Here is a 26,511-nt window from a genome sequence, read left to right as displayed (position 1 = left end):
TAAAATACGCCTTAAAAATTTGTATAAATTTAAAGGTAAAAATATGTTTGAAGTCGTTATCGGTTTAGAAGTTCACACTCAGCTTAATACAAAAACTAAAATTTTCTGCTCTTGCTCAACTAGCTTCGGTGACGAGGCAAACACTCACGTTTGTCCGACCTGCCTAGCTTTGCCTGGAGCGCTACCTGTGCTAAACAAAGAGGCTGTAAAAAAGGCTATCAGTTTTGGCACAGCGATAAATGCTAAGATCAATAAAAAATCAGTCTTTAATAGAAAAAACTACTTCTATCCAGACCTTCCAAAGGCATATCAAATTTCTCAGTTTGAGATACCTATCGTAGAAGGCGGCGAGCTAATAATCGACGTAAATGGCACTAAAAAACGCATAGGTGTAACTAGAGCGCATCTTGAAGAGGACGCTGGCAAGAACATCCACGAAGAAAAGGAGAGCTTAGTTGATTTAAATAGAGCTGGCACGCCACTTCTTGAGATAGTTAGCGAACCAGATCTTAGAAGCAGTGATGAGGCGGTGGCTTATCTTAAAAAACTACACTCAATCCTTCGCTTTTTAAACATCAGCGACGCAAATATGCAAGAAGGTAGCTTTCGCTGCGACGCAAATGTCTCTATTCGTCCAAAAGGCGACACTAAGCTTTACACAAGGGTTGAGATAAAAAATCTAAACTCATTTAAATTTATCCAAAAGGCGATCGATTACGAAGTGGAGCGCCAAAGCGCAGCTTGGGAAGATGGCAAATACGACCAAGAAGTCTATCAAGAGACAAGGTTGTTTGACACGACAAATTTAGTGACAAGATCTATGCGTGGCAAAGAGGATAGTGCGGAGTATAGGTATTTTCCTGACCCTGATTTACTGCCAGTTGAGATCTCAGAAGATATGTATAATGAAGCGATAAAAATTCCAGAGCTTGCCGAGCAAAAGGTGGCAAGATATGTTAGTGAGCTAGGTGTAAAAGAGAGTGATGCTTTAAATTTAACTCAAAGCGTCGAGATGGCTAGATATTTTGAAGAACTAATTGCTGCCGGAATTCAGCCAAAGCTTGCTACTACATGGCTCATAGTCGAGCTTCTTGGTCGCTTAAATAACGGCGTAACGATCGAGACTAGCCCAGTTAATAGTGCTAAAATGATAAATTTACTAAAACGCATAGAAGACGGAACGATAAGCGGCAAGGCTGCAAAAGAGGTGCTAGACTATCTAATGGAAAATGACGTGGACGTAGATAGCGTCATCGAAAAGCTTGGCTTAAAACAAGTGAGTGACGACTCAGCGATCATCGCGATCATAGATCAAATTTTAGCTGCAAACGCCGACAAAGTCGAAGAGTATAAAAACGGCAAAGATAAGATGTTTGGCTTCTTTGTCGGTCAGGTGATGAAAGAGGGCAAGGGTGCCTTTAACCCAGGCAAGGTCAATGAGCTTTTAAAGGCCAAAATAGGCTAAAAAAGGGCTAAAATGAGCATAGCAGTCATCGGAGCTGGCAAGTGGGGCAGTGCGCTGTTTCACGCATTTAGTGAGAATAACGAGTGTGTCGTCAGCTCAAGAACGCCAAGAGAGATGCCAAATTTTGTAAGCTTGGATGAAGCTTTGGAGTGCGAATACCTAGTCTGCACTATCCCAACGCAAGCTACAAATTTATGGCTAAAGCAAAACTACAAAAACAAAGGCCAAAAGATATTAGTCGCTAGCAAGGGTATAGACACGGCAAATCTTAAATTTTTAAATGAAATTTATGAAGACTTTGTTGATAGAGAAAATTTGGCTTTTCTCTCAGGACCGACCTTTGCAAAAGAGATCATGCAGAAGCTTCCTTGCGCTTTGGTGGTAAATTCTAAAAATGAAAATTTAGCTTTAAAATTTGCCTCATTTTTCCCAAGCTATATGAAAGCATACACTTCTGATGATGTGATCGGCGCTGAGGTGTGTGGAGCCTATAAAAACGTGATCGCCATAGCTGGTGGTATCTGTGACGGACTTGGTCTTGGTAATAACGCAAGGGCGAGCCTCATTTCGCGTGGGCTTGTAGAGATGGCTAGATTTGGTAAATTTTTTGGCGCAAAAGATGAGACATTTATGGGACTAAGCGGTGCAGGGGATCTGTTTTTAACTGCCTCATCGATACTTTCACGCAACTACCGCGTAGGTCTTGGCATCGCAAGGCACGAGAGACTAGAGAAAATTTTAAATGAGCTTGGCGAGGTGGCCGAGGGCGTGGATACTGCAAGAGCTATTAGCAAGATTGCTAAAGAAAAGAGCATATATGTGCCAATCGCAAGCGAGGTTGAAAATATGCTAAATGGCAAAGATGTTTTTGAGAGCGTAAAATCGCTTTTGGGAAGAAGATGAGAGCTTTTAAATTTATACTTTTTATGGCTATTTTTACTCTGGGGTTAAACGGTGCTGAGGTGAGCCTAAGAGCCAAGGTCTCGCAGATGATAATGGTTGGCTTTAACGGAGCTAGCACAAAAGACGCTGCGTTTCGTGCGATGTTAAGCGACGCTGGATATGAGAGGTTTGGCGGTGTGATGCTACTTGGTAGAAACGTGACTAGCAAAGCTCAGCTAAAAGCTAGCATAAAGGTGATCAAAGAGAAAAGCCCTAAAATTTTCATCGCTATCGACGAAGAGGGCGGCAATGTTAGCCGCATGAAGGATAAGAGCTTTGATGGTCCATATCCTAGCGCATACGAGGTCGCAAGCACGCTTGATATCAAAAGCGCATACGATCTCTACTCAAAAATGGCTATAAATTTAAAAGAGTGCGGCATAAATTTAAATTTCGCCCCAGTGGTTGATCTGCACGATGAAAACTCACCGATCATCGCCGCTAAGCAAAGAGCGTTTAGCGAGTATGCAAGCAAGGTGGTGATCTATGCTGATGCTTTTATGGACGCATTTAAAGAGCAGGGCATCCTAACGACGCTTAAGCACTTTCCAGGGCATGGTAGCTCAAAAGAGGACTCGCATAAAAACAAGAGCGAAGTCACGCTAAGTAAAGATGCACTTTTGCCATATAAAGACGCCATAAGTACTGGTAGAGCGCAGATCATCATGGTCGGACACCTTTTTGTAAAAGGCATCGACGAGGACAATCCAGCCACACTTTCTAAAAAAATAATAACCGATCTCTTGCGAAATGAGCTTAAATTTAATGGTGTGGTTATCAGCGATGATATGCTGATGAAAGGCGTTGGCGACGAAGCTTTGGCGCAAAAAGTGGTGAAATTTATAAACGCTGGTGGCGATATCTTACTTTTTAGCGAGTTTAAGATAAACAACCAAAGAACAGCCGATCTAGTCACTCAGATCATAGTCGATGCAGTAAACGAGAAAAAGATCAGCAAAGAGCGAATTGACGCTTCATACAAGAGGATAATGGCTATAAAGGCGAAACTTTAAAATATTTGATATTTTTTAGGTGTAAGATTAAATATTTTTTGATCTCCTATATGTTTTCATTTTATATCATCTAGCTTTTGCGCAAAATACCCAACATCTCTTCGCCATGTTTGCCAATTGCTTGTTTATATTCATCCAAATTACCACCTTTTATGCACTCTGACATTAGAATTAACTTTAAGCTTTGAGTTATGATGCTTGGATAGGTATTAAGCTTGGCGGATGGAGCTAGATTTGAAAATTTAGAGTTACCGGAAGTAGTTATAAGCGCTAGATTTCCAAAAGAGTTCAGTATGTCTTTGTTCTCTATAGGCTCTATACTGCCCGCAGAAGGATGCTGCGGATAAAAATGCTCTACCGAGCTTCTAAAGCCGAATTCCCACTCTTGTAAAGTTTTCAAATTTTTATTTTTAATTTTATCAAAAGCAGATTGTAGTTTTAACTTTATTTCATTGTTTTTGTTGTCAAGTACACAATCTCTATACAAAACATAGTCAAGATAAGAAAAAACAATCCTCTCGCATGTTGGGTAAGAGCTACTGTTCTTTAAGGCTTCAGACACTTTTCCTATTGCATATTTTTCCAAAAACTCTTGTATGCCACTTACTGATTCATTATTTGCAAGCGATTTAAGTAGCGAATATATCCACTCCATCGCACGCGGCGAGGTATATGTTATACGTAAACAAGACTGTAAAATTGTAATCAGTCTATTATCGCTAAAAGTATCGACGTAGCCAAAGGTATCTTTGCCGTTATTGGAGTACTTTTTAAGCATTTTTAGAGACCATTTTTCGCCGTCTTTTTTGTCGTTATTGTCAGTTTTTATGATAAATTTATCAAACAAGAATCTAAATTTTAAGAGATTGTAGATAAAATTTTTGGCTTTTTCATTATCGCCCCAGTGCTTTGGTAAGTTTTTAATCAAATTTTTATCATCAAGTAGTTCATTTGTGCTTATCTCTGTGCTTATATTGTCTATGGCGGCATTTACTTGCAAAAGAAAATTCGGGAAATTTATTATAGATGAAAATCTTATATTTTCATCCTTATCTTCCGCTGCTTTATTTGCGCTTAAATTTAGCTTTAAAATTTCATCTAGACTTTTTGATTCGCTATTTTCTTCTTCGTCGTTTAATGAAATGCCAAAAAGCTCGCTCTGGCTAACACAAACTTTCTCCCAATTTCCTCCAAATATTTCTTTTCTTATATCTGTTGAAAAACCCATCTGCACATATCTATCCATATCTGCGCAAGCATCCCAGACTAAAGCCGCGATCTTTTTATCGCTATCATTTTGTAGCGCATTTAAAATATTTGCCTTTGCAATCTGATGAGCCTCGAGCTGCTCGCCTCTTGTGTTCATTATCTCAAAAAAATGATTTAGATCGGTATCGTCTGGAACTGGCACACGTAAAATTCTAGCGTTTAAAATTTTATTTTTATCAAAATTCTGATTTTTTTCCAAATATTGCCTTATGACGCTAAATCCACTTGCTATTTCGGCAGAAGGCAAGTCCTCTAAATTTACATCTTTACAAATTTTTGATAGTGTTACATTTGACTTTTCTCTGGCTTCAAATTTAAGTTTATCTTCTGTATATTCTATATCTTGTTTAGATTCAAGGTATTTTAGTATCAAAAATAGAGTCGTGAGTCTTTGTTGTCCGTCTATGACCTCAAAAAAGCCGTCTTTTTCTCTTACTACCAAACTTCCTATAAAATAACCTACACCCTTATAGTTTTTAATGTCATCTAAAAGTGCCTCTATTTGTTTGCTTTCCCAAGCGTAATTTCTTTGGTATATCGGTATAATGTATTTACTGTTAAAAATTTCTTTTACTTCTAAACTGTTAATTTTTTTCATTCTTTTATCCCCATTTCTTTCATTATTCCATCATAACCTGCACCTTCTTCTTTGCCAACAACAACATTACGTAGGACAATACTTTCTAGCGTAATGCCGTAAATTTCATCAGGAGATCTCATATGGGATATTTTTTCAAACAAATTTAGCCCATTATTTTCATCTTGATTGCCCAAAGCATACTTGTTGATACTTTCTAGGTATACGGATTGTTTTACTAATCGCAAAGTATAAACGTATCTATAAAAAAATGCGCAAACATTTTTGCTAAGCTCATCAAAGCCAAATCTATCAACAAAGGCTATTATTAGACATGTAAAAAGTCTTACCGTATATTTGTCGCCTGTTTTATATCTAGGCGTGAGCTTATCATTATATTTGCCCCTTATAAGGTTATCTACTTTACGGCAAAGATCGAGATAGTGAGCCGTGTAGTTGAAAAAATACTCTCCGCTTAATAAATCTTGTGTGAGTAAAAATTTACTACTTTTTTGTGAATTAAAAAAATAGGCAAAATTATCACTTTTTTCTAAAAACTTTATCGCTGCTTTGTTGTATCTCGTTACATTATAAGACGATGCACAATCTACGCCCTTAAAAGTATCTATGTGGTCTTTAGAGTAGCCCAGTCCACACTCACCTCGCTGCCATCTAATAATAGGAAACAAAAAATCGCTAAAAATTTCTTTTATATCATTGCTATTTTCGTTTTCCCAAGCTGATATTATCTGTACTTTTTTATTCTCGTCGGTATCAGCCATGTGCCTTAGATGATACGCTTTTAGTAGATCGTGCACCTCCAATGCTTTACCTCTGGTGTTTTGAGAGTCAAAGTAGTTAAATGCATCTGGTTGATTATCTACAACGATTTCAACCATGGTACATTTTTTTAAGATAAAATTTTTAAATTTTACCTTTGCGTCATCGCTTAATAGCTCCACTCTTTGCTTTAAAATTTTATGATTGTTTGTAATACTGTTATAAGAGAGAGGGTTAAAAGTTTGCTTCAATAAATTCAAATTTTCTTTTCCTAGTAATTTTAGTAGTATTGTAAGCGTAGTAAGTCTTTGTTGCCCATCGACAATATTATAATTTTCAGCTTCTTGATGCAATATAACAGAGCCTATATGGTACTCGTTTTTGTTATTTTCGTATTCTTTAAAAATATCATTAAAAAGCTCAAGAGCCGATTTAGTACTCCATGTATACGGACGTTGATAGCTTGGGATTTTTAATTTTTTATCAAGTATTTTTAAGATATTCTTGATATCGGCTTCCATGCTTTTCCTTATAAAATTTTTTGCATTATAGTACAATTGATTTTTTATATTTGTGTCTTAAAACTTTTTAAAAATAATTCTATTTAAGCAAAAATCATCACAACTCATCAAATTCTCTCTTTAGCTCCTCTCTTAGCTCTTCGGCTCTATCTTCGCCGTTTTTGAAATTTGCCCTTACAAAGCCATCAAGCTCGTCCAAGATCGCAAAGAGCTCACTCTCCCAGCTTAAATTCTCTTGCTTTGATAAAGTTTCCAGTTTTTCTCTTATTTGCTCTAAGGCATCTAATGCTTTATCTTTTTCAGACTCACTATTTAACGCATCTTCAAATAAAATATCTTGCCTTAAGGCGTTTATTTTTTTAAATATTACATTGCAAAATTTTGGATATTTTTCAGCATTGCTTAAATTTTCTAAAACCTCTTGTGTGGCCTTTTGATAGGCTGGCACCGCCCCCTCTTCGTCGAGCTTTCTAGTTAGTTTTTGTATCTGAAAATATAAAATAAGCGCTGCAAAAAACGCAAGTAGCAAATAAATCGTCACATTATTCATTTTTACTCCTTTTTCTAAATTTATCTATGCTAATTATCGCAAGTGCCAGCCAGATCATACAAAACGAGATGACCTTGTAGCCGTCTAAATTTTCGCCGTAAATGAAGACCGCACAAAGGATCGCGATGGTCGGCGAGATGTATTGCAAGTAGCCAATCGTTGTTAAATTTATCCTTGTTGCCGCTGCGTTAAAAGCGACAAGCGGCACGATAGTTACGATGCTTGAAGCGATCATTAAAATCGAGTCTTCGTTTAGTCCAAAGTGGCTTTTGCCCAAAAATGCTATGTAAAAAACGTAGGCAAGTGCAAATGGGAACATAAAAAATGTCTCTATAAAAAGCCCGTTAAATGCGCTAATCTTTGCCATCTTTCTAACTGCTGCGTAAAATCCAAATGAAAGTGGCAAGATAATGGAAACTAATGGCAATCCGCCTTGGGCATAAATTTGTATGCTAATGGCTAAAACGACTATGCAAATGGCTAAAATTCCGCTTTTATTTAGCCTTTCTTTAAAGATGATAACACCAAGGAGCATGCTTATTAGTGGATTTATAAAATAGCCCAAGCTTGTGTCCAAAATTTTGCCATTGCTAACTGCATAGACATAAACGCCCCAGTTTGTAGTGATAAATATGCCACTCAAAAATAGGATTTTTAGCGAACGAATATCTTTAAGTAAAGCAAAAATTTCGCCAATTTTGCCACTAAAATAAAGCACTCCAGCCATTAAGAAAAATGACCAAGTGACCCTATGAGCTAAAATTTCATAAGCATCGACATCTTTACTAAAGAGGTTGAAATAAACCGCCAAAAACCCCCACATAAAAAAGGCGCTAAGCGCGAGAATAACGCCTTTTTGGCTCTCATTTAGTCTTGGTATTTTTGTCGCCTTTTATAGAATTTATACTATCTATCATCAAAAGTGTGACCGAGATGGCTAGGCAGATCATTAAAAAGTATGAGCTTTTCTCCAGTCTCTCGCCGATAGCAAATGAGACAAAAAGCATCATTATAGGCTCAAAATATGTAAGCAAACCTAGTACATTTATCGGCACGAGCGTGCTTGAGAGGATCTGGGCGATGAGGGCTATGCCGCTGATAGCACCAAGCAAGATGAGCAGATAGTAGATGTTTGGATTTTGGCTCATCACGTAGTTCATATCGGCTGTGAGCGCAAAATAAAATGAGAATAAAAACATAAAAATTATCTCTATAACAAAGCTTGAGAAATTTGCAAGGTTGTAGTACTTTCTAATGGCAAAATAGACTGGATAAAGGCAAAAAACTACAGCGCTCTCCCACGAGATGCCGCCGCTTAGTATAGCTGTGCTAAAGACGCCAAGGGCTGCAAAAAATATCGAGGCTAGCTTTGTTTTAGAGAGGTGCTCTTTAAAAAATATCCGTCCAAAAAGGACCATGACTATTGGCATGATGAGGTAGCCGATAGAGACTTTTAGCGCTGATCCGTTGCTTGGAGCCCAGAGATAGAGCCACATCTGAAATGAGACAATGAGCGAGGTAGCTAGTAAAACTAGTAAAATTTTAGGTTTTAGCTTTATTTTTAGAAGTAAAAATTTGAAATTTCGCTGCTGTTTTAACAAAAAAATGGCTGCGATGACAAAAGGCATGGCAAAGATCATGCGGTATCCAACAAGAGCTTGCGTGCTGATGGGGTTCATGAGTACTGACATGTAGTAGATGCAGTTAAACAAAACAGATGCCAAAAGCGAATAAAATATGCCTTTTATCATGAAAAAAATCTTTTCTTTTTCTGGGTAAATTTAAAGTAGCGATTGTATGCAAAATATCTTTAATAACCCATTAATGGCTTTTATTTTTTAAGTTTGCCGTGATATAATCAGCGTCTAATTTAAGGCAAAAAAGATAGGAAAATAAATGACTTGGAACCGCGATAGCTGGAGAGAATTTAATATCTTGCAACAACCAAAATACCCAGATTTAAAAGAGCTTAAAGAGGTCGAAGAAAAATTAAAATCGCTTCCTCCTTTGGTCTTTGCTGGCGAGGCTAGAAGTTTAAAAGAAGAACTTGCAAAAGTTTGCAATGGCGAGGCATTTTTGCTTCAAGGTGGCGACTGCGCTGAGAGCTTTACAAATTTTAATGCAAACAACATCAGAGATATGTTTAAGGTTTTACTTCAAATGGCGATAGTTTTAACCTTTGCTGGTGGCTATCCAGTGGTCAAAGTGGGCCGCGTGGCAGGGCAGTTTGCAAAGCCTAGAAGTAGCGATTTTGAAGAGGTAAATGGCGTTAAGCTTCCAAGCTATAGAGGCGACATCATAAATGGCTTTGAATTTGACGAAAAGGCAAGAGTGCCTGATCCAAAACGCATGATCGAGGCGTATTATCAAAGTGCATCTACGATGAACTTACTTAGAGCCTTTTCAAGAGGCGGTTTGGCCGACCTTCATCAAGTGCATAAGTGGAATTTGGGCTTTGTTAAAAAGCCAGAGATCGGCGAGAAATACGCAAAACTAGCTGATGAATTAACAAAGACGCTTTCATTTATGGCAGCTTGTGGCATCACTTCAGCAAATACGCCAGTCATAAATCAAACCGCGGTTTATACATCTCACGAGGCACTTTTACTACCTTATGAAGAGGCTTTAACTAGAGTTGATAGTCTTAGCGGTGAGTGGTACGACTGCTCGGCTCATATGCTTTGGATAGGTGAAAGAACGCGTGGTATAAATGACGCTCACGTACATTTTTTAAGTGGTGTGAAAAATCCTATCGGCGTAAAGATCGGACCAAGTGCAAAGGCTGAAGATGTCGTCGCGCTTGCAAATAAGCTAAATCCAGAAAATGAAGCTGGTAGACTAAATGCGATAATCAGAATGGGCGCTGATAAGATAGGCGAAAATTTACCAAAAATTTTAAGAGAGCTAAAGCGAGAAGGGTTAAATATCGTTTATAGTATCGATCCGATGCATGGCAACACCGTAAAAACCTCAAATAACTACAAAACCAGAGAATTTGACAAGATAATAAGCGAAGTTAGAAGCTTTTTTGAAATTCACAAAGCTGAGGGCACAAGGGCTGGCGGCGTACATCTTGAGATGACAGGCCAAGACGTGACTGAGTGTACGGGTGGGGCATTAAATATCACTGAAAGTTCGCTTGAGCAAAGGTATGAAACACAATGTGACCCAAGGCTAAATGCTGATCAGGCACTTGAGCTTGCATTTTTGATGGCTGATCTAGTTAAAAAAGCTTAAAATTATAAAATTTGGAGAAAAAGATGGTAAATGTTTATGATCTAATTGTTGTTGGTGGCGGACCCTGTGGAATTGCTAGCGTAGTTGAGGCAAAAAGAAATGGCTTAAACAATGTTTTGCTTCTTGAAAAAGGTGATAATCACAGCCAAACGATAAGAAAATTTTATAAAGATAATAAACGCGTAGATAAAGAGTATAAAGGGCAAGATAGCACGATACATGGTGTAGTTTCATTTGAGGATGGCACGAAAGAGAGCACGCTTGATTATTTTGACAAGCTGCTTGATACTGAAAAGATTGAAGCTTTTTTTAATTCTGAAGTAGAGAACGTGAAAAAAGATAGAGAAATTTTTAAAGTAACTACCTCAAAAGCCGTCTATGAAGCTAAAAATGTGATGATATCAATTGGCAAAATGGGACGACCAAATAAGCCTGATTATAAAATCCCGCCTTCACTAAACGCAGTTGTAAATTTTAATCTTGATAGCTGTACAAACGGCGAAAAGGTGCTTGTTGTAGGTGGCGGAAACTCAGCAGTTGAGTATGCGATCGAGCTTTGCCAATACAATAAAACCACAATCGCTTATAGAAAAGATAATTTTAGTCGCGTAAATGAGACAAATTTAAGCGCACTTTGGGAGCTAGAAAAGCACGGTAAGATAAAAGTTAGACTAAATCACGATATAAAAGAGATAGATAACGAATCAGGCAAGGTTAGAGTGCATTACGAAAATGGCAAAATTCGCGTTTATGACAGAGTTGTCTATGCAATAGGCGGCTCAAGTCCGGTTGATTTTTTACAAAAATGTCAGATAAAAATTGATGAAAAAGGTACTCCAATAGTTGATAGTAACTACCAAAGTAGCGTGCCAGGACTTTATGTGGGCGGTGATATAGTACTAAAAAATGGTGGCTCAATAGTCGTTGCTCTAAATCACGCTCATCACGTCATAAAAGACATTTTAAAGGGCAAGGCATAAGCTTGATAAATAAAATTTTACTAGCTATTTTTTGTTTTATAGTTGGCTTTTGCCTATCGTTTTTTAAATCTCCAAAAGAAGATGAAGCGCCAAAAGATACTAATCAAACGATTTATTCTATAAATTTTGATAATTTGCCAGAAGAAGAGAGACAAAAATACATCAGCAAAGACGATCTTTACGAATATGGCGGATATATAACTCCAAAAAGCTATATCCAAAATTTTACTGAAACGAACGATCAAAATTTATCAAATGATGTAAACGAACTTCAAGAACAAGTTCGTGAGCTAAGTAAAAAAAATAAAATTTTAGCTACTGATAATGTCGATATCAGCGAGAAAAATTTAGACTTTATAAGCAAAATTTCAGAGATGAAAAAAAATATCGAAAATGAAAAAAATGAGATAGTTGAGAAAAATCAAAAGACGCTAGGCGAGCTTGAAGCGCAACACTTTGAAAATATACAAACTCTCACAAAACGACTAAATGAAGCTCAAGCTGATATGATAGAGAGCTCAAAAGCCTATGAAAAAAAGATAATAGACCTTGAAAATGCGATAAATGAGGCAAAAAATGGCGATGAAAGTAAGGTAAAAGATATCGAAGCAAATTTTGCTAAATTTAAAGAGGCAGCTGAGGCAAATTACACAGCTTTAAAAGAGCAAAATATAGAGCTAAATACGACACTGACTCAAAAAGACGCACTAATAAAAGAGTATGAAAATACTCAAAATGAAAAAGATAAAAACGAAAAAAAAGAAATTTTGCTTTTAAAAGAGGAGATTGAGCGAGCAAAGAGTGACACTAAGACACAAAAATTTAGCTATGAAAAAGAGATAAATGCACTAACTGATGGCTTTGAGACGCAAAAAAGCGTTATGGAGGATGAGCTTTCAAAAAAGGCAAATAAGATAATTGATCTTGAGGAGGCTCTTGAGTCAAGCAAGACTGCCTTAAAAGACAGAATTTATGAACTTGATGAGATAAAGAAAAATTTAAACTCAAAAGATTTGGCAGTTGAAAACTATAATGGTAAAAATTTAGAACTAAATGCCTCTCTTGCGGCACTTCATAAAAGTTTTAATGATTTAAAAGAAAAAAATCTTAAAAGCGAGCAGGAAAATAAACTCGCAAATGAAAATATAAGCTCGCTTAAAAAAGAGCTTGAACGGGTAAATTTGATAAATAAAAAGCTAGAGAAGCAAAATTTAGATGCAAATACAAGTTTAAGTGAGCTAAATAAAAAGCTAAATTTAAGTGAAGAAAGTCTTAAAAATGCACGAGATGAGCTAAAGACGCTTGATACAAAGACGAATAAATTTTTAAAAACTTTGTTTGAGCAAAATCAAACTATCTCTTTGCAGACCCAAAAGCTTGGGTTAAATGACGGCGAGTTTAAAAATTTAAGTGCAAAGATAAACTTAAAAGATGAAAAAATAAAAGAGCTGGAAAATAATCTCACGCAAACAAGCCAAATGCTAGCAGCAAAGCAAAGTGAGCTAGAAGCTCAAAAAAGGACGCTAAAGATCGATATGCAAAATTATGAAATTTTGCGTCAGCAAATAAATATTTTGCAAAAAAAGATAGCTGATACATCAGCTCTTTTTGCTGATAGCAATAAAAGTGGCGGTAAAAATTTACTAAGCTTACAAAATGAGCTAGAGAGTGCAAAACATAAGTTAAACGAGAGTAATAAGACGATTGAGAGGTTAAATTCTAAAATAAACGAACTTAGCTCATCTAGCGTAAAAGGAAGTCCGGTAAATGCCAAGATCATCGAACTTCAAAAAGATATCGAACAAAATTTAAATAGACAAGATGAGCTTGAAAATGAAAATGTGAATTTAAAAAATATCTTGCAAGCGACAACTAAGCCAGAGACGCCAACAAAGCTAGTTTTGATCTCCAGCCTTGAGTGTGATGACATGGACGCAAAAGATAAGATTAGCGTGATGTGTAAGAATAGAGTGAGCGAATTTTTGCAAAGATTTAACTCAAACTACCTTTATGAGATAATTCCGATCGTAGATAAGAAAAATTTTGTCATCCCGTCAAATGTGGCTCAAAGCATCAAAAAAGACGATCTTGGCAGACTAAATAACTATGTAAATTACGGCGTTGGCAAAGAGCGCGCAAAGGCAGCAGCTGAGCTTATAAAAGAAGAATTTGGCGATTTTGCAAGGATCAGCTTTAGCTCCGAAGTGATCGTAAAAGATATCACGCGTGGCTTTATCATCAAGGTTTATAGATGATCTTGGCTCAGCTAAAAAGTGGCTATCGCTACAATAGCGATACGCTGGTACTTTATGATTTTATAAGCTCAAGTTTGAAAAATTTTTCAGGCAGAATTTTAGACGTTGGCGCAGGGTGCGGGATACTTGGGCTTTTGCTTAAACGTGACTTTAAAAATTCCAGCCTAAGCTTGCTTGATATCTTACAAATAAATGGTGAAATTTCTAAATTTAATGCCAGTAAGAACGGCTTGGAGGCAGAAATTATAAATGCTAATTTTGCAGATTTTAAAGATAGTGAGAAATTTGACCTCATCGTATCAAATCCGCCATTTTATCACGAGGGTGCGAAACAAAGCGAAGATGAGCATATAAAGGCTAGTAGATACACAAGCTCTTTAAGTTTAAAAGACTTTATAAAAGGCATAAGTATAAATTTAAAGCCTCACAAAAGGGCATTTTTTTGCTACGCACCTGATGATCTTAGTCAGATTGTAGCGTGTCTAAAAGAGTTTAAGCTAAATTTAGTAAGCCTAAAATTTATTCATACAAAGGCTGATAAACCAGCAAATTTAGCCTTGTTTGAGGTGAGAAATAATTCAAACTCAAAGCTAAAAATTTTGCCGCCTTTAGTGATGAGTGAAAATGGCTCGCATACAAAAGAGGCGATTGAAATTTTTAAAAAAGCTGATACAAAGAGCGTTGATTATCAGGAGCTAGCGTGAGAGTGCAAGGCTTTAGCTATGAGTTTGATGCCAGCTTTTGCGAGAGCTGTGGCGGTAAGTGTTGCACGGGAGAGAGTGGCTACATTTGGATAAATGAAGAAGAAATTTCAAAATTTTGCACCGCATTTCATATGAGTAAAGATGAGTTTGAAAAGCAGTTTTTAATAAGAGTTGGGCTAAGGTGTAGCATAAAAGAGAAGCCTTATGAAGATGGCTTTGCTTGTGTATTTTTTGATGAAAAAAATAAAAACTGCTCGGTTTATGAGCTAAGGCCACAGCAATGTAGGACTTTTCCATTTTGGAATTATTTTAAAAAAAATTTAAAGGAGCTAAAAGCAGAATGCATTGGCGTAAAATTTTAGTATTTTTTATGAGCGTATTTTTTAACTCGCAACTACTTTTGGCTGACGATAATAAAAGTATAAATTTACGTCTAATGCAGGCTTTATTGTTTCAAGATAGCGGAGATGTGAATGCTAGCATTCAAGCTTACTCAAACATTTTTAAAGATACAAATCAAAAAGCTTATTTAAAAGAGGCGATCAAACTCGCCTTTGCTACAAAAAATGAAAATTTAGACGCTTTGATAAATGAAGGCGAAAAAAGCTTAAAAGACGACAGCGATTTTATCCGTATAAAGGTGGCAAATTTAGTAAATCTTTCAAAGCTAAATGAGGCTAAAAGCTTAATGCAAGAGCTTGCTACAAAAGAACCAAATGCTCAAAATTTACTCATGCTTGGCACAATTTGTATGATGCAAAATGAAACAACGACTGCTCTAAAATACTTTGAAGAGGCATACTCACTAAAGCAAGAAGAAGAAAATTTGCTCCGTATTGTTGATATTTTGATAAATCGCATGGATAAGATAAAAGACGCTACAAAATATCTTGAAAAATTTAGAGATGAACAAGGCTGCACGCTAAAGACTTGCGAGCTTTTGGCTGAAATTTACTCCCAGCAAAGAAATTTCCCAAAGGTGATCGAACTCTTTGAGGAGCTCTATGAGCTAAGTCACGACACTTCGTATATTGATAAGATCGTGCAGTTTTTTATCTATGATAAAAATTACAAAGCAGCAATTGAAATTTTAAAAAAATATAGCTACAACGATGTGGCACTTATGGATCTTTATGCGGCGACTAGTAATTTTGGTGACGCATACATACTTGCTGTTAAAATTTATAACGATAGCAGGGATTTAAATTTTTTAGCAAAAGCCGCGATTTACGAATACGAGATGAATAAAGATAGTTTGAATGAACAAAAAATGGCTGAAATTTTAGATAAATTTGAAGCTAGCGTGCCAAAGCTAGAAAATGATATGTTTTTTAACTATTATGGCTACTTGCTGATAGACCATGACATCGATCCCAGAAAAGGCATAGAGCTTGTGCAAAAGGCACTTGCCATCTCGCCTGAGTCGCCTTATTATGAGGATTCGCTAGCGTGGGGATATTTTAAGCTTGGTGAGTGCAAAAAGGCAAAGGGCATTATGCAGCATGCAATGAAAGATGTTGATTTTAAGGCTTCAAAAGAGGCAAAAGAGCACTTGCATCTAATCGAGCGCTGCATAATAAATTTAAACAAAAGGCTTAAAAAATGATACTTGATGAGATAATAAAAAAGACTAAAGATGATCTTGAAAAAAGAAAAGCAGACTTCCCTGAGGAGTGGCTTGGTCGCTCGCTAGCGTACAATCCATATGTGCCAAGAGATGTTTTAAATGCACTTAGAGCAAGTCAAAATGAGCCGATAAAAATCATAGCTGAGATTAAAAAAGCAAGCCCTAGCAAAGGCGTGATAAGAGAGGATTTTGAACCTATAAAAATCGCTCAGGAATACGAGCCATACGCAAATGCTTTTAGTATCTTGACTGAACCACATTGGTTTAAAGGCGACATCGAGTACATCACACAGGTTCGTCGCTACGCATCAAGGCCGATCCTTAGAAAAGACTTTATCGTTGACAAGTATCAAATTCTTGAAGCTCTTGTTTATGGGGCAGACTTTATCTTGCTTATCGCAAAAGCATTAACTCAAAACGAGCTAAAAGAGCTTTTAGACTACGCTCATCATTTAGGTCTTGAAGTTTTGGTTGAAACTCACGACGCGAGTGATGTGAAAAAGGCTATCTTTGCAGGAGCAAATATAATAGGCATAAATCACAGAAATTTAGATAATTTTACGATGGATATGAGCCTTTGCGAAAAGCTAATACCACTTTTGCCAAATGGCAAGATAATAGTCGCTGAAAGCGGGCTTTACGAGCATGAACAGCTTAGAGAGCTAAGTAAAATAGGCGTTGATGCCTTCTTGATAGGAGAGCATTTTATGAGACAAGATGATATAAAAAATGCCGTCAAAAAGATAAAGGAGGGCGAGTAATGCAGCACCTTTGTGCCCCTTGGAGAAGCGAATACTTTAGCGCTAAAAAAGATAGCTGTGTTTTTTGTGACGTTATAAACTCAGATGATGATGATAAAAATGGTGTGCTTTTTCGAGCTAAACATTGTTTTGGGATTATGAATTTATATCCGTATTCTCCAGGTCATTTTATGATAATACCAAATCAGCATACCGACAAGATCGAAGAGCTTGATGAGCAGACTTGGTTTGAGATGAGTAAATTTGTAAGGCTTGGAGTTGAAATTTTAAAAAAAGAGCTTTATGCTAATGGCGTAAATATAGGTATGAATTTAGGCAAGGCTGCAGGAGCTGGCATAGCTGAGCACGTGCATTATCACCTTGTGCCAAGGTGGAGTGGGGATACAAATTTTATAACCACCATCTCTGATGTGAGAGTAAATGGCACACCATTTCATCCGCTTTTTGAGAAACTAAAAAAGGCATTTAGTGCCGTTATTTGAGCTTGATGTAGAGCAGTGGCTAGAGAAAAGAAGCTCTTTTGAAATCTTAATAGACGCAAGATCACCACATGAATTTTTATATTCATACATAAAAGATGCCATAAATTTATATGCTTTAAATGATGCGGAACATAAAAAGGTAGGCACGCTCTATAAAAGCGATAGATCCCTAGCAAAGAGTCTTGGTGCAAAATATATCTGCAAAAATTTACAAAATATCATTGATGAGGTTTATAAAAGAGCCAAGGTTGGTTCAGCTATTGGTATCTACTGCGCTAAAGGTGGGCTTAGATCAAATTCTGTTGGCTATGTGCTTAGCATGATAGGATATAGGGTTTTTAGGCTTAGTGGTGGCTATAAAGCTTATAGAAATCACGTTTTAGAATTTCTAAATCGACCTTTGAGCACAAAATTTATCACTCTTTTTGGAAATACTGGCTGCTACAAAAGTAAGCTCATAAGGGCTCTAAGTCCATCAATAGACCTTGAAGCTATGGCAAATCATTTAGGATCTGTCTTTGGAGCGATAAATGGCGCGCAGCCAAGCCAAAAAAGCTTTGAAGATGCGTTGTTTGAAAAGCTCATAACGCTAAAAGATAAAATTTGCTTTATTGAGGGAGAGAGTAGAAGAATAGGCTCATTAAGCTTGCCAAAAAGTCTTTATGAGGCGATGCGAAATGGTATAAATGTCGAAGTGAGCGCAAGTTTGGAAAAAAGAATTTCTTGTATAGTAGATGACTATAAAAGTGTGGATAAAGCTTTTTTTGACGAGTGTATGAAGAAAATTTCACCATTTATCGATAAAAAAGCTAGAGATGAAGCTGTGGCTAAATTTAATGAAAATGACATTGCTAAAGTAGCTGAAATTTTACTCACAAAATACTACGATAAAGTCTATAAGAAAAATGAAAATATTAATGTTTTCATAAATTCTGATAACTTTGACGAGGCCGTTAAAAAGCTAAATAATATAAAAAATGAAGCAAAATTTTAGGCTTATTTTATTCAAAAGATTAAAACCTAAAATTTATGCAAATGAGTTTTAGCTCTTAAAATTTTATAGTCTTTGCTCACTTAAATTTATCAATTCTACTAAAAATAATATGTTTAATTTTATGTAAAATATTTTGTATTATTCTTCTAAGCTAGTTAAAAATTTTTCAAGAAAATCAAAGCAATACCTAAAATTCGCTAGAAAGTTAAAATGGATTTAAAATGCTTTGGGATATAATCTGCGATAAATTTATCAAAAGGCTAAAGTGATGATAAAACAGATTTCTGGTTCACAGATGATAAGCGAGGCCTTGCACGAAGAGGGTGTTGAGATAGTTTTTGGCTATCCTGGCGGTGCAGCTTTAAATATCTACGACGAAACATATAAGCAGACTTATTTTAAACACGTTTTGGTTCGCCACGAGCAAGCGGCCGTTCATGCGGCCGATGGATACGCTAGAGTTAGTGGTAAAGTTGGCGTTGCTTTTGTGACTAGTGGCCCTGGCTTTACAAATGCAGTCACAGGCCTTGCAACAGCTTATAGCGACAGCATACCGATCGTGCTTATAAGCGGTCAAGTACCAACATTTATGATCGGCACAGATGCTTTTCAAGAGATCGATGCGGTCGGCATTTCACGCCCCTGTGTTAAGCATAACTTTTTAGTTAATAGCGTTGAAGAGCTACCTCGCATCATAAAAGAGGCCTTTTACATCGCAAGATCAGGCCGTCCAGGACCAGTTCATATCGATATCCCAAAAAATATCACATCAAGACTTGGTGACTTTGTCTATCCAAAGGAAATTTCTATCCCAAGCTACAAGCCAACCTATAAGGGCAACTCAAAACAGATAAAAAAAGCAGCAGTTGCGATAAATGAAGCTAAAAGGCCGCTTCTATACATCGGCGGCGGTGCTGTTGCATCAAATGCAAGCGAGATCATCCGTAAATTTATGAAAAAAACTGGCATTCCAGCGGTTGAGACGCTGATGGCTCTTGGTGTGCTTGATGCAAAAGATGAGCTAAATTTAGGCATGGCAGGCATGCATGGCAGCTACGCTTCAAATATGGCACTTAGCGAGTGCGACCTTCTTATATCACTTGGAGCTAGGTTTTGTGACAGGATCACTGGCAGGACGGATGAGTTTGCCAAACATGCAAAGATAATTCACATCGATATCGATCCAAGCTCTATCTCAAAGATCATAAATGCCCACTATCCGATTGTTGGCGATCTTACAAACGTGCTAACTGAGCTTTATGACGAAGTCAATTCAAAGCCTGAAAACTACGCACCTTGGAGAGAAATTTTAGATAGATATTCTAAACTAAATCCACTTGGCTACACAGATAGCGACAAGGTCTTAAAACCGCAATGGGTTATCGAAGAGACAGCAAAGATAGCAGGAGCTGATGCGATAATCTCAACAGACGTCGGTCAGCACCAAATGTGGGTGGCGCAGTTTTATCCGTTTAACCGAGCAAGACAGCTTGTCACAAGTGGTGGACTTGGCACAATGGGATTTGGCCTCCCTGCAGCGATCGGCGCAAAATGTGCAAAACCAGAAAATCTTGTTATAAATTTTACAGGCGATGGCTCAATACTTATGAATATCCAAGAATTAATGACTGCTCATGAGATAAATATGCCCGTTATAAACATCATTTTAAATAACAACTTCTTAGGCATGGTTCGTCAGTGGCAGACATTTTTCTATGAAAAACGCTACTCATCGACTGATCTTAGCTTGCAGCCTGATTTTGTAAAGATCGCTGAAGGATTTGGCGGAGTTGGCTTTGTTTGCAAGAGTAAGGATGAGTTTAGAAAGGCTTTAAAAGAAGCGATCGATAGCAAGAAATCAGCGATGATCGACGTTAGGATCGACCGCTTTGAGGACGTGCTTCCTATGGTTCCAGCAGGGGCTGCGATTTATAATATGATATTAAAGAGCAAGGAAGAAAAATGAGCAGTATAAGAAGAACGATATCAGTTATAGTTTTAAATGAACATGGTGTTTTGGCTAGAATTTCTGGGCTTTTTGCGGGCAGGGGCTACAATATCGATACGCTAACCGTTGCTCCGATACCTGAGAGCAACTTCTCAAGGCTAAGTATCGTAACAAGTGGCGACGAGAGAGTTTTAGAGCAGATTGTAAAACAGCTTCACAAGCTCATACCAACGTATAAGGTCATAGAAAGTGGCGAATTTGTCGAAAAAGAGATGGCTCTTGTGAAAATTCCGCTTGGTGAAAATTTTGCTGGCCTTGAAGCGATACTAAAGGCATACAACGGTATCGTGACAAACACAAATGAAAACTATATCGTTGTCATGGTGGCTGACGATGCGAGTAGGATCGAGAGCTTTTTAAAATCAATAAAGAAATTTAACCCAGTTGACGTCGTACGCGGCGGATCTGTGATAATGGATATATGATGAAACTAAGTGAAATAGCCTCAAAAGTAAATGCTACTTTTAGCGGAGAAGATATAGAAATTTTTGCCTTAAATTCTTTAAAAAATGCAAATAAAGCTGAGCTAACATACTGCGATGGTGAGAAAAATGCTAAATTTATAAGCAACTCAAATGCTGGAGCCATCTTGGTGACAAAATCGCTTTTAGACTTGGTGCCAGCTGGTATGGTCGCACTTGTGTGTGATAATCCGCACCTTGCATTTGCCTTGCTCAGTAAAGATTATGCTAAGCCACTTTTTTGCGAGCCAAAGCCATCAAATATCGCTAAGAGTGCAAAGATTATGCCAAATGTCTACATAGGCTCAAATGTGAGTGTGGGCGAAAATACGGTAGTCATGGCTGGGGCATTTTTGGGCGATAACGTAACTATCGGTAAAAACTGCATCATCCATCCAAATGTCGTCATCTACAACGACTGCGTCATCGGTAACGAGTGTCATCTGCTGGCAAACTGTGTGATCGGAAGCGATGGCTTTGGTTATGCACATACAAAAACTGGCGAGCATGTAAAAATTTATCATAATGGCAATGTTGTTTTAGGCGATTATGTCGAGATCGGCGCTTGCACGACGATAGATCGTGGCGTTTTTGAAAGCACAATGATCGCAAACTACACAAAGATAGATAATCTCGTTCAAATAGGCCACAACTGCGAGCTTGGAAATGGCTGCCTAATAGTCTCACAAACTGGTCTTGCTGGCTCAACTGTGCTAGGTAGAAACGTCGTAATGGGCGGACAAAGCGGCTCAGCCGGTCATGTAAAAGTGGGCGACTTCGCGCAGATAGCAGCACGTGGAGGCGTTAGCAAAGACCTGCCTGGTGGCAAAAAATATGCTGGAGCTTATCCGATAATGGAGCTTTCAGATCAGTTTAAACTTCAAGCAAAAATTTTGAGATTTTTTAAGAAAAATTGATTGCAAGCTTTTGCGAGCTTAAAATCGCAAAAGCTTTTTATCTTATAACCTAAAAATAATGCTAATTCTATTTTAAAACTAATTAGGCTTAAAATTTATATATCAAGTCTGGCTTAAACATCTATTTATTTGGCTTTGCTCTCTTTTATGACCCTAGCCGTTTCTATCGCGATTTCTAGCTCTTCGTTTGTTGGGATGATAAGCGTTTTTATCTTAGCGTCATCCCCGTCTATGCATCTCTCGCCTCGCATGTCTTGGAAATTTAGATCGTGATTTATGTGAATGCCAAGATGTTTTAATTCATCACAAATTTTTTGCCTTGTATTTGGTGCATTTTCGCCGATACCGCCAGTAAATATAAGTACATCAACGCGTCCTAAAATGGCGTAATATGAGCCAATATATTTTTTCACTCGGTAGCAAAACATCTCAAATGCAAGCTTTGCTCGCTCATCGTTTTGCATCTTGGCTACGACCTCTCTCATGTCACTTGAGCCACAAATTCCAAAAAGTCCGCTTTTTTTGTTTAAAAAGTTATCGATCTCGTTCCACTTTAAAACGCCGATATTTAGCAAGTAAATGACCACAGCTGGGTCCATATCGCCACTTCTTGTACCCATTATGAGCCCTTCAAGTGGGCTAAGCCCCATCGAGGTATCGATACTTTTGCCATTTTGTACTGCACAGGCTGAGGCGCCGTTACCTAGATGAAGTGAGATAGCGTTAAATTTATCAAATTCTATGCCAAGCATTTTGGCCGCTTGCTTGCAGACGTATCTATGCGATGTGCCGTGAAAGCCGTATTTTCTGATATGATGAGTCTTGCAAACGTCATAAGGTAGAGCGTAGCGGTAGGCGTACTCTGGCATGCTTTGATGAAATACCGTGTCAAAAACGACCACGTGAGGCACATTTTTGCTCTCTTTCATTGCGTTTTTAATGCCAGCAAGGTGCCCTGGGTTATGAAGAGGGGCAAGTGGACTTATCTCCTCGATCTTTTTGATGACGCTCTCATCAACGATCATCGAGCTAAAAAAGCTCTCGCCGCCGTGAACTATCCTGTGTCCGATACCATCAAGCTCGCTTAGATCGTGCAAGGTGTGTGAAGTGACAAAGAGCTCGTTCATCGCCTCAAGTCCGTCATGGTGGTCTTTTATGAAGCGTTTTATCTCGTAGGTTTCGCCATTTGCTTTTAGTACCGCTCTTGAGCTGGAGCTACCGATTTGCTCGACTAGACCGCTTGCTAGACTGGTTTTGGTATCCATTGCAAAAAGTTGAAATTTTATTGAGCTACTACCCGAGTTTAAAACCAAAATTCTCATATTATTCTCCTGCTTGTATGGCACTGATTAAGATAGTATTTACCACGTCTTCAACGAGGCAACCGCGGCTTAGGTCATTAACCGGCTTTTTTAATCCTTGAAGTATCGGACCCACAGCTAGGGCGTTTGCACTTCGCTGAACTGCTTTGTAACAGATATTTCCGCAGTTTAAATTTGGAAAGATAAATACATTTGCATACCCAGCAACCTCTGAGTTTGGCATTTTTTTGCTAGCCACGCTTAGATCAACTGCTGCATCAAACTGAATGGGTGCTGCGATCTTTAAATTTGCATCAAGCTCGCTCGCCTTTTTGGCAGCTTCTTTTACAAAATCCACATCAGCCCCGCTACCACTATCAGCCGTAGAGTAGCTCAGCATAGCGATCTTTGGGTTAAGACCAAAGGCACTTGCCGTTTGAGCGCTGCTTAGAGTAATACTAGCTAGCTCATCTGCGCTTGGATTTGGCGTGACGGCGCAGTCGGCAAAAAGCAAAATTTCTTCTTCAAGTGCCATGAAAAATGCCCCACTTACCACGCTTACATTTGGCTTTGTTTTTATTATCTGCAAGGCTGGGCGGATCGTATCAGCCGTGCTCATCGTAGCGCCACTTACCAAGGCATCGGCTAAGCCTTCATGAATTAGCATCGTAGCAAAGTAAATTTTATCTTTTGCAAGCATATTTGCCTTGACTTCGTCCACGCCTTTATGCTTTCTTAGCTCATAAATTTTCTTTGCAAACTCGTCTGTTAGCTCGTTTTGTTCTGGGTTGATCACTTTGGCTTTGCTTAGATTTAGCCCCAAAGCGGCCGCTTTTTTTGAAATTTCATTTTCAAGTCCTAGCAAGATGATATTTGCCGCGTCTTTTTCTAGTACGATATGAGCCGCTTTTAAAATTCTCTCATCGTCACTTTCAGGCAAAATGACGGTCTTGTTTGTCGCTTTAGCTCTTTTTAGAAGCAAGCTTTGAAATTTAAATGGTGTGATGATGTCAGCTTTGTAGCTCAAAATTTCATCAAATTTATCGGTGATTAGAAGCTTTGAGTTTGGATTTAGCGCTTTTAGCTCGCTTGCGTTTTTGTCAAAAATTGGAGCGTTTAAATTTCTTGCTAGCTTTAAATTTAGCTCGCTTTTACCAAAGACACTAAAGCTCTCACAACCAAGAACTATGACAAAGTCGCTTTTGGCTTTTAGCTCCTCAAATTTATCTATAAATTTGAGAAAAAACTCTTTTTCATTTGAATTTATTAAGTTATTTTTATCGTTTTCATCTGGGATTATCTTAAAAATCTCAACTTTTTTGAATTTTGTAGCTATAATTTCTTGTAGATGTGCTAAATTTTTGTCTGTAAAAACGTAACAACTTTTCATTTGCGACCTTTTTAGGAACTTAAATTGCTTAATTTTAGCACAAAGATACTTATTTTAAGGCATTTTTTATGAACCATAAAACGATTTGGCTCGTCTTGTCTGCGGGCATTATTTGCACTGGCTGCACACCAAGTGCTGATCCTCATATCAATATGAAACCCCCAGTTTATGTCGAGCAACTCCCTTCAAAAGATAGTGGAACCGGACAAAGCAACGCTGGCAGCCTCTTTGGTAAGGGCGAGAATCCGCTATTTTCAGACAGAAAGGCGATGAATGTAAATGATATCGTGACTATCGTTATCTCAGAAAATGCAAGCCAAACTTCAACTGGTAGCAAAAGTACCAACAAAGATAGCACTATCTCGCTTGGTGGCGGTGTTTTCACAGCTGGGGCTGCACCGCTTTCAACTGTGGCTGATAATCTAAATAAATACGGTGACATCGGCTTTAAAGCAGGTGGCGGCAATAAATTTACAGGAAGTGGTACGAGTAACAGAAGCGAGAAATTTACCGCAACCATTTCAGCCAGGATCATAAAAATACTAAATAATGGCAATTACTTTATCGAGGGTAGCCGTGAGCTACTTATAAACGGCGAAAAGCAGATCATGCAAGTAAGTGGTGTCATCAGACCTTACGACATTTCACAAAACAACGAAATCGACTCAAAATATATAGCTGATGCTAAAATTTTGTATAAAACAGAGGGTGAGCTAGACAAATCTACCAAAAAACCTTGGGGCACAAGGCTTATGGAAGCTATCTGGCCATTTTAATGCAACTTTAAAAGCCTAAAATTTAATCAATTTGGGCTTTTAAAAATTTTTATCTCAAAAATTTCTTTCGTCTTAAATATGCTAAATTTTTAAAAATTATTAAAAATTATAGTTGATATTTACTTTCAGAATAATATGCTTAAAATATTGAAAATTCATCAAAACAAAATAAAATTTCTCAAAATATTATTTTTTATATTTTGAAAATATATCGCAAAAAAAGGGATTTTAAATTTTTTAGTTAAAATTTATTTAATTATAAATATTAATTTTATAAAATAATTTTTTACTTCTTTAAACAAAGATATTATTAACAAAAGTAAAATTTTCAAGCAAAGGAGCTTATATGAATAATGACTTGCGTCAAAAGATAGATAGGCGCTTAAGTGAGCTTAGTGCGTTGCCTAAGATGAAAAGCGACTCAAGTATTGCGCAGCTTTTAAAAGATAAGGGCTTTACTAGGCGTGATTTTATGAAGTGGGCTGGTGCGATGACAGCTTTTATGGCTCTACCAAGTGCGATGACACCGATGGTTGCTCGTGCTGCTGAGCTTAGTGACAGGCTTCCTGTGATATGGCTTCATATGGCAGAATGCACAGGCTGTAGCGAGAGCTTACTAAGAACCGATGCTCCAAGCATAGATAGTCTTATATTTGACTACATAAGCCTTGAATACCACGAAACTATTATGGCAGCTTCTGGTTGGCAGGCTGAAGAAAATTTAGAGAGTGCGATCGAAAAATATAAAGGCAGATACATTTTGCTAGTTGAGGGTGGTATCCCAACTGGTGCGACTGAAAATTTCTTAACAGTTGGACCTCATGGCACAACAGGTAAAACTCATGCTGTAAATGCTTCAAAAGACGCAGCTGCTATCTTTGCGATCGGTACCTGTTCTAGCTTTGGTGGCATTCAAGCTGCAAGGCCAAATCCATCAAATTCAGTGGGACTTTCAAAGGTCACTGATAAGCCAGTTATTAATGTTGCGGGCTGTCCACCAAGTGAGAAAAATATCGTTGGCAACGTGCTTCACTTCTTACTTTTTGGCACACTTCCAGCGCTTGACGTTTATAATAGACCAAAATGGGCTTATGGTTTAAGAATTCACGATCTTTGCGAAAGACGTGGTCACTTTGACGCTGGCGAGTTTGTCCAAAACTTTGGCGACGAGGGTGCAAAAAATGGCTACTGCTTATATAAAGTAGGCTGTAAAGGTCCATATACATTTAATAACTGCTCACGCGAGAGATTTAACCAGCACACATCATGGCCAGTTCAAGCAGGTCACGGCTGTATAGGCTGCTCAGAGCCAGACTTCTGGGATACGATGGGACCATTTGAAGAGCCTATGGCAGATAGACTCTTTGATACTGTTTTGGGTCTTGGAGCTGATAATGTCAGCGATAAAGTTGGCATTGGAATTTTAGCTCTTACTGGCATTGGTATAGCAGCTCACGCTGTTATAGCTTCTATGAGTAAAGATAAAGAATAAGGCGAAAAA

24 protein-coding genes are annotated in these 26,511 nt (G+C 37.7%); 17 read left to right on the top strand and 7 right to left on the bottom strand.

The window, feature by feature from the left end:
* The first annotated feature begins 43 nt into the window (after positions 1-43).
* From gatB to ATCC51562_RS06325, 3 genes are read left to right on the top strand one after another with little or no spacing between them, the layout of a single operon-like run.
* Positions 44-1,465, top strand: a complete 1,422-nt coding sequence (gene gatB, locus ATCC51562_RS06335; protein WP_021091383.1) for an Asp-tRNA(Asn)/Glu-tRNA(Gln) amidotransferase subunit GatB — start codon at positions 44-46, stop codon at positions 1,463-1,465.
* Positions 1,466-1,477: 12 nt separating this feature from the next.
* Positions 1,478-2,368: an NAD(P)H-dependent glycerol-3-phosphate dehydrogenase gene (locus ATCC51562_RS06330; RefSeq protein WP_021091326.1), complete on the top strand. Its 891-nt coding sequence runs from the start codon at positions 1,478-1,480 to the stop codon at positions 2,366-2,368.
* Complete coding sequence (locus ATCC51562_RS06325) at positions 2,365-3,420, top strand: glycoside hydrolase family 3 N-terminal domain-containing protein (RefSeq protein ID WP_021091327.1); 1,056 nt, start codon at positions 2,365-2,367, stop codon at positions 3,418-3,420. The genes ATCC51562_RS06330 and ATCC51562_RS06325 overlap by 4 nt, the downstream gene beginning before the upstream one ends.
* Before the next feature lie 70 nt (positions 3,421-3,490).
* Here ATCC51562_RS06325 and ATCC51562_RS06320 read toward each other — a convergent pair whose 3' ends face one another.
* The 5 genes from ATCC51562_RS06320 to rarD (ATCC51562_RS06300) all read right to left on the bottom strand — a co-directional run bounded on the left by ATCC51562_RS06320 (position 3,491) and on the right by rarD (ATCC51562_RS06300) (position 8,868).
* Positions 3,491-5,287 carry a DUF262 domain-containing protein gene (locus ATCC51562_RS06320; protein ID WP_021091368.1) on the bottom strand — a complete coding sequence of 599 codons (1,797 nt, stop codon included), beginning with the start codon at positions 5,285-5,287 and terminating at the stop codon, positions 3,491-3,493.
* Positions 5,284-6,567, bottom strand: a complete 1,284-nt coding sequence (locus tag ATCC51562_RS06315; RefSeq protein ID WP_021091316.1) for a DUF262 domain-containing protein — start codon at positions 6,565-6,567, stop codon at positions 5,284-5,286. Before ATCC51562_RS06315 ends, ATCC51562_RS06320 begins: the two co-directional genes overlap by 4 nt.
* Before the next feature lie 97 nt (positions 6,568-6,664).
* On the bottom strand, positions 6,665-7,117 hold the full coding sequence (locus ATCC51562_RS06310) for a hypothetical protein (RefSeq protein ID WP_021091302.1): 453 nt from the start codon (positions 7,115-7,117) through the stop codon (positions 6,665-6,667).
* Positions 7,110-7,964 carry an EamA family transporter RarD gene (gene rarD / locus ATCC51562_RS06305; protein WP_265181591.1) on the bottom strand — a complete coding sequence of 285 codons (855 nt, stop codon included), beginning with the start codon at positions 7,962-7,964 and terminating at the stop codon, positions 7,110-7,112. The genes ATCC51562_RS06310 and rarD (ATCC51562_RS06305) overlap by 8 nt, the downstream gene beginning before the upstream one ends.
* 16 nt (positions 7,965-7,980) lie before the next feature.
* Positions 7,981-8,868, bottom strand: a complete 888-nt coding sequence (gene rarD / locus ATCC51562_RS06300) for an EamA family transporter RarD (protein ID WP_021091407.1) — start codon at positions 8,866-8,868, stop codon at positions 7,981-7,983.
* Positions 8,869-9,013: 145 nt separating this feature from the next.
* Here rarD (ATCC51562_RS06300) and ATCC51562_RS06295 point away from each other — a divergent pair, with 145 nt between their 5' ends.
* The 12 genes from ATCC51562_RS06295 (at position 9,014) to lpxD (ending at position 21,543) form a co-directional block, all read left to right on the top strand.
* Positions 9,014-10,354, top strand: coding sequence for a class II 3-deoxy-7-phosphoheptulonate synthase (locus ATCC51562_RS06295; RefSeq protein WP_021091356.1), 1,341 nt, complete (start codon positions 9,014-9,016; stop codon positions 10,352-10,354).
* Positions 10,355-10,377: 23 nt separating this feature from the next.
* Positions 10,378-11,334 carry an NAD(P)/FAD-dependent oxidoreductase gene (locus ATCC51562_RS06290; protein WP_021091338.1) on the top strand — a complete coding sequence of 319 codons (957 nt, stop codon included), beginning with the start codon at positions 10,378-10,380 and terminating at the stop codon, positions 11,332-11,334.
* A gap of 2 nt (positions 11,335-11,336) precedes the next feature.
* Entirely contained in the window at positions 11,337-13,589 is a 2,253-nt protein-coding gene (locus ATCC51562_RS06285) for a hypothetical protein (RefSeq protein ID WP_021091293.1), read from the top strand.
* Complete coding sequence (locus ATCC51562_RS06280) at positions 13,586-14,293, top strand: tRNA1(Val) (adenine(37)-N6)-methyltransferase (RefSeq protein WP_021091331.1); 708 nt, start codon at positions 13,586-13,588, stop codon at positions 14,291-14,293. Before ATCC51562_RS06285 ends, ATCC51562_RS06280 begins: the two co-directional genes overlap by 4 nt.
* Entirely contained in the window at positions 14,290-14,655 is a 366-nt protein-coding gene (locus ATCC51562_RS06275) for a YkgJ family cysteine cluster protein (protein WP_021091298.1), read from the top strand. The genes ATCC51562_RS06280 and ATCC51562_RS06275 overlap by 4 nt, the downstream gene beginning before the upstream one ends.
* Positions 14,634-15,899 carry a tetratricopeptide repeat protein gene (locus ATCC51562_RS06270; RefSeq protein ID WP_021091374.1) on the top strand — a complete coding sequence of 422 codons (1,266 nt, stop codon included), beginning with the start codon at positions 14,634-14,636 and terminating at the stop codon, positions 15,897-15,899. Before ATCC51562_RS06275 ends, ATCC51562_RS06270 begins: the two co-directional genes overlap by 22 nt.
* The gene (gene trpC / locus ATCC51562_RS06265; RefSeq protein ID WP_021091376.1) at positions 15,896-16,681 is read left to right on the top strand and encodes an indole-3-glycerol phosphate synthase TrpC; all 786 of its coding nucleotides are present in this window, start codon (positions 15,896-15,898) and stop codon (positions 16,679-16,681) included. The genes ATCC51562_RS06270 and trpC overlap by 4 nt, the downstream gene beginning before the upstream one ends.
* Positions 16,681-17,163, top strand: a complete 483-nt coding sequence (locus ATCC51562_RS06260; protein WP_021091390.1) for an HIT family protein — start codon at positions 16,681-16,683, stop codon at positions 17,161-17,163. The genes trpC and ATCC51562_RS06260 overlap by 1 nt, the downstream gene beginning before the upstream one ends.
* Positions 17,150-18,157: a tRNA 2-selenouridine(34) synthase MnmH gene (gene mnmH / locus ATCC51562_RS06255; protein WP_021091405.1), complete on the top strand. Its 1,008-nt coding sequence runs from the start codon at positions 17,150-17,152 to the stop codon at positions 18,155-18,157. The genes ATCC51562_RS06260 and mnmH overlap by 14 nt, the downstream gene beginning before the upstream one ends.
* Positions 18,158-18,428: 271 nt before the next feature.
* Positions 18,429-20,123: an acetolactate synthase large subunit gene (locus ATCC51562_RS06250; protein ID WP_235044194.1), complete on the top strand. Its 1,695-nt coding sequence runs from the start codon at positions 18,429-18,431 to the stop codon at positions 20,121-20,123.
* A gap of 5 nt (positions 20,124-20,128) precedes the next feature.
* Positions 20,129-20,590, top strand: coding sequence for an acetolactate synthase small subunit (ilvN, locus tag ATCC51562_RS06245; protein WP_223154400.1), 462 nt, complete (start codon positions 20,129-20,131; stop codon positions 20,588-20,590).
* Complete coding sequence (gene lpxD / locus ATCC51562_RS06240) at positions 20,590-21,543, top strand: UDP-3-O-(3-hydroxymyristoyl)glucosamine N-acyltransferase (protein ID WP_021091388.1); 954 nt, start codon at positions 20,590-20,592, stop codon at positions 21,541-21,543. The genes ilvN and lpxD overlap by 1 nt, the downstream gene beginning before the upstream one ends.
* Before the next feature lie 125 nt (positions 21,544-21,668).
* Here lpxD and ATCC51562_RS06235 read toward each other — a convergent pair whose 3' ends face one another.
* Both ATCC51562_RS06235 and pta read right to left on the bottom strand, forming a co-directional pair.
* Positions 21,669-22,865, bottom strand: coding sequence for an acetate kinase (locus ATCC51562_RS06235; protein ID WP_021091399.1), 1,197 nt, complete (start codon positions 22,863-22,865; stop codon positions 21,669-21,671).
* Position 22,866: 1 nt separating this feature from the next.
* Positions 22,867-24,234, bottom strand: coding sequence for a phosphate acetyltransferase (pta, locus tag ATCC51562_RS06230; protein WP_021091416.1), 1,368 nt, complete (start codon positions 24,232-24,234; stop codon positions 22,867-22,869).
* 68 nt (positions 24,235-24,302) lie between these two features.
* Between pta and flgH the strand changes: the two genes are divergently transcribed.
* Both flgH and ATCC51562_RS06220 read left to right on the top strand, forming a co-directional pair.
* The gene (gene flgH / locus ATCC51562_RS06225; RefSeq protein WP_021091364.1) at positions 24,303-25,010 is read left to right on the top strand and encodes a flagellar basal body L-ring protein FlgH; all 708 of its coding nucleotides are present in this window, start codon (positions 24,303-24,305) and stop codon (positions 25,008-25,010) included.
* A 346-nt stretch (positions 25,011-25,356) separates the two neighbouring features.
* Positions 25,357-26,502, top strand: a complete 1,146-nt coding sequence (locus ATCC51562_RS06220) for a hydrogenase small subunit (RefSeq protein ID WP_021091342.1) — start codon at positions 25,357-25,359, stop codon at positions 26,500-26,502.
* Positions 26,503-26,511: the final 9 nt, after the last annotated feature.

This window comes from Campylobacter concisus ATCC 51562 (genome assembly GCF_000466745.1).
GTDB lineage: Bacteria > Campylobacterota > Campylobacteria > Campylobacterales > Campylobacteraceae > Campylobacter_A > Campylobacter_A concisus_B.
This window is presented reverse-complemented; position numbering and strand designations above follow the sequence as displayed.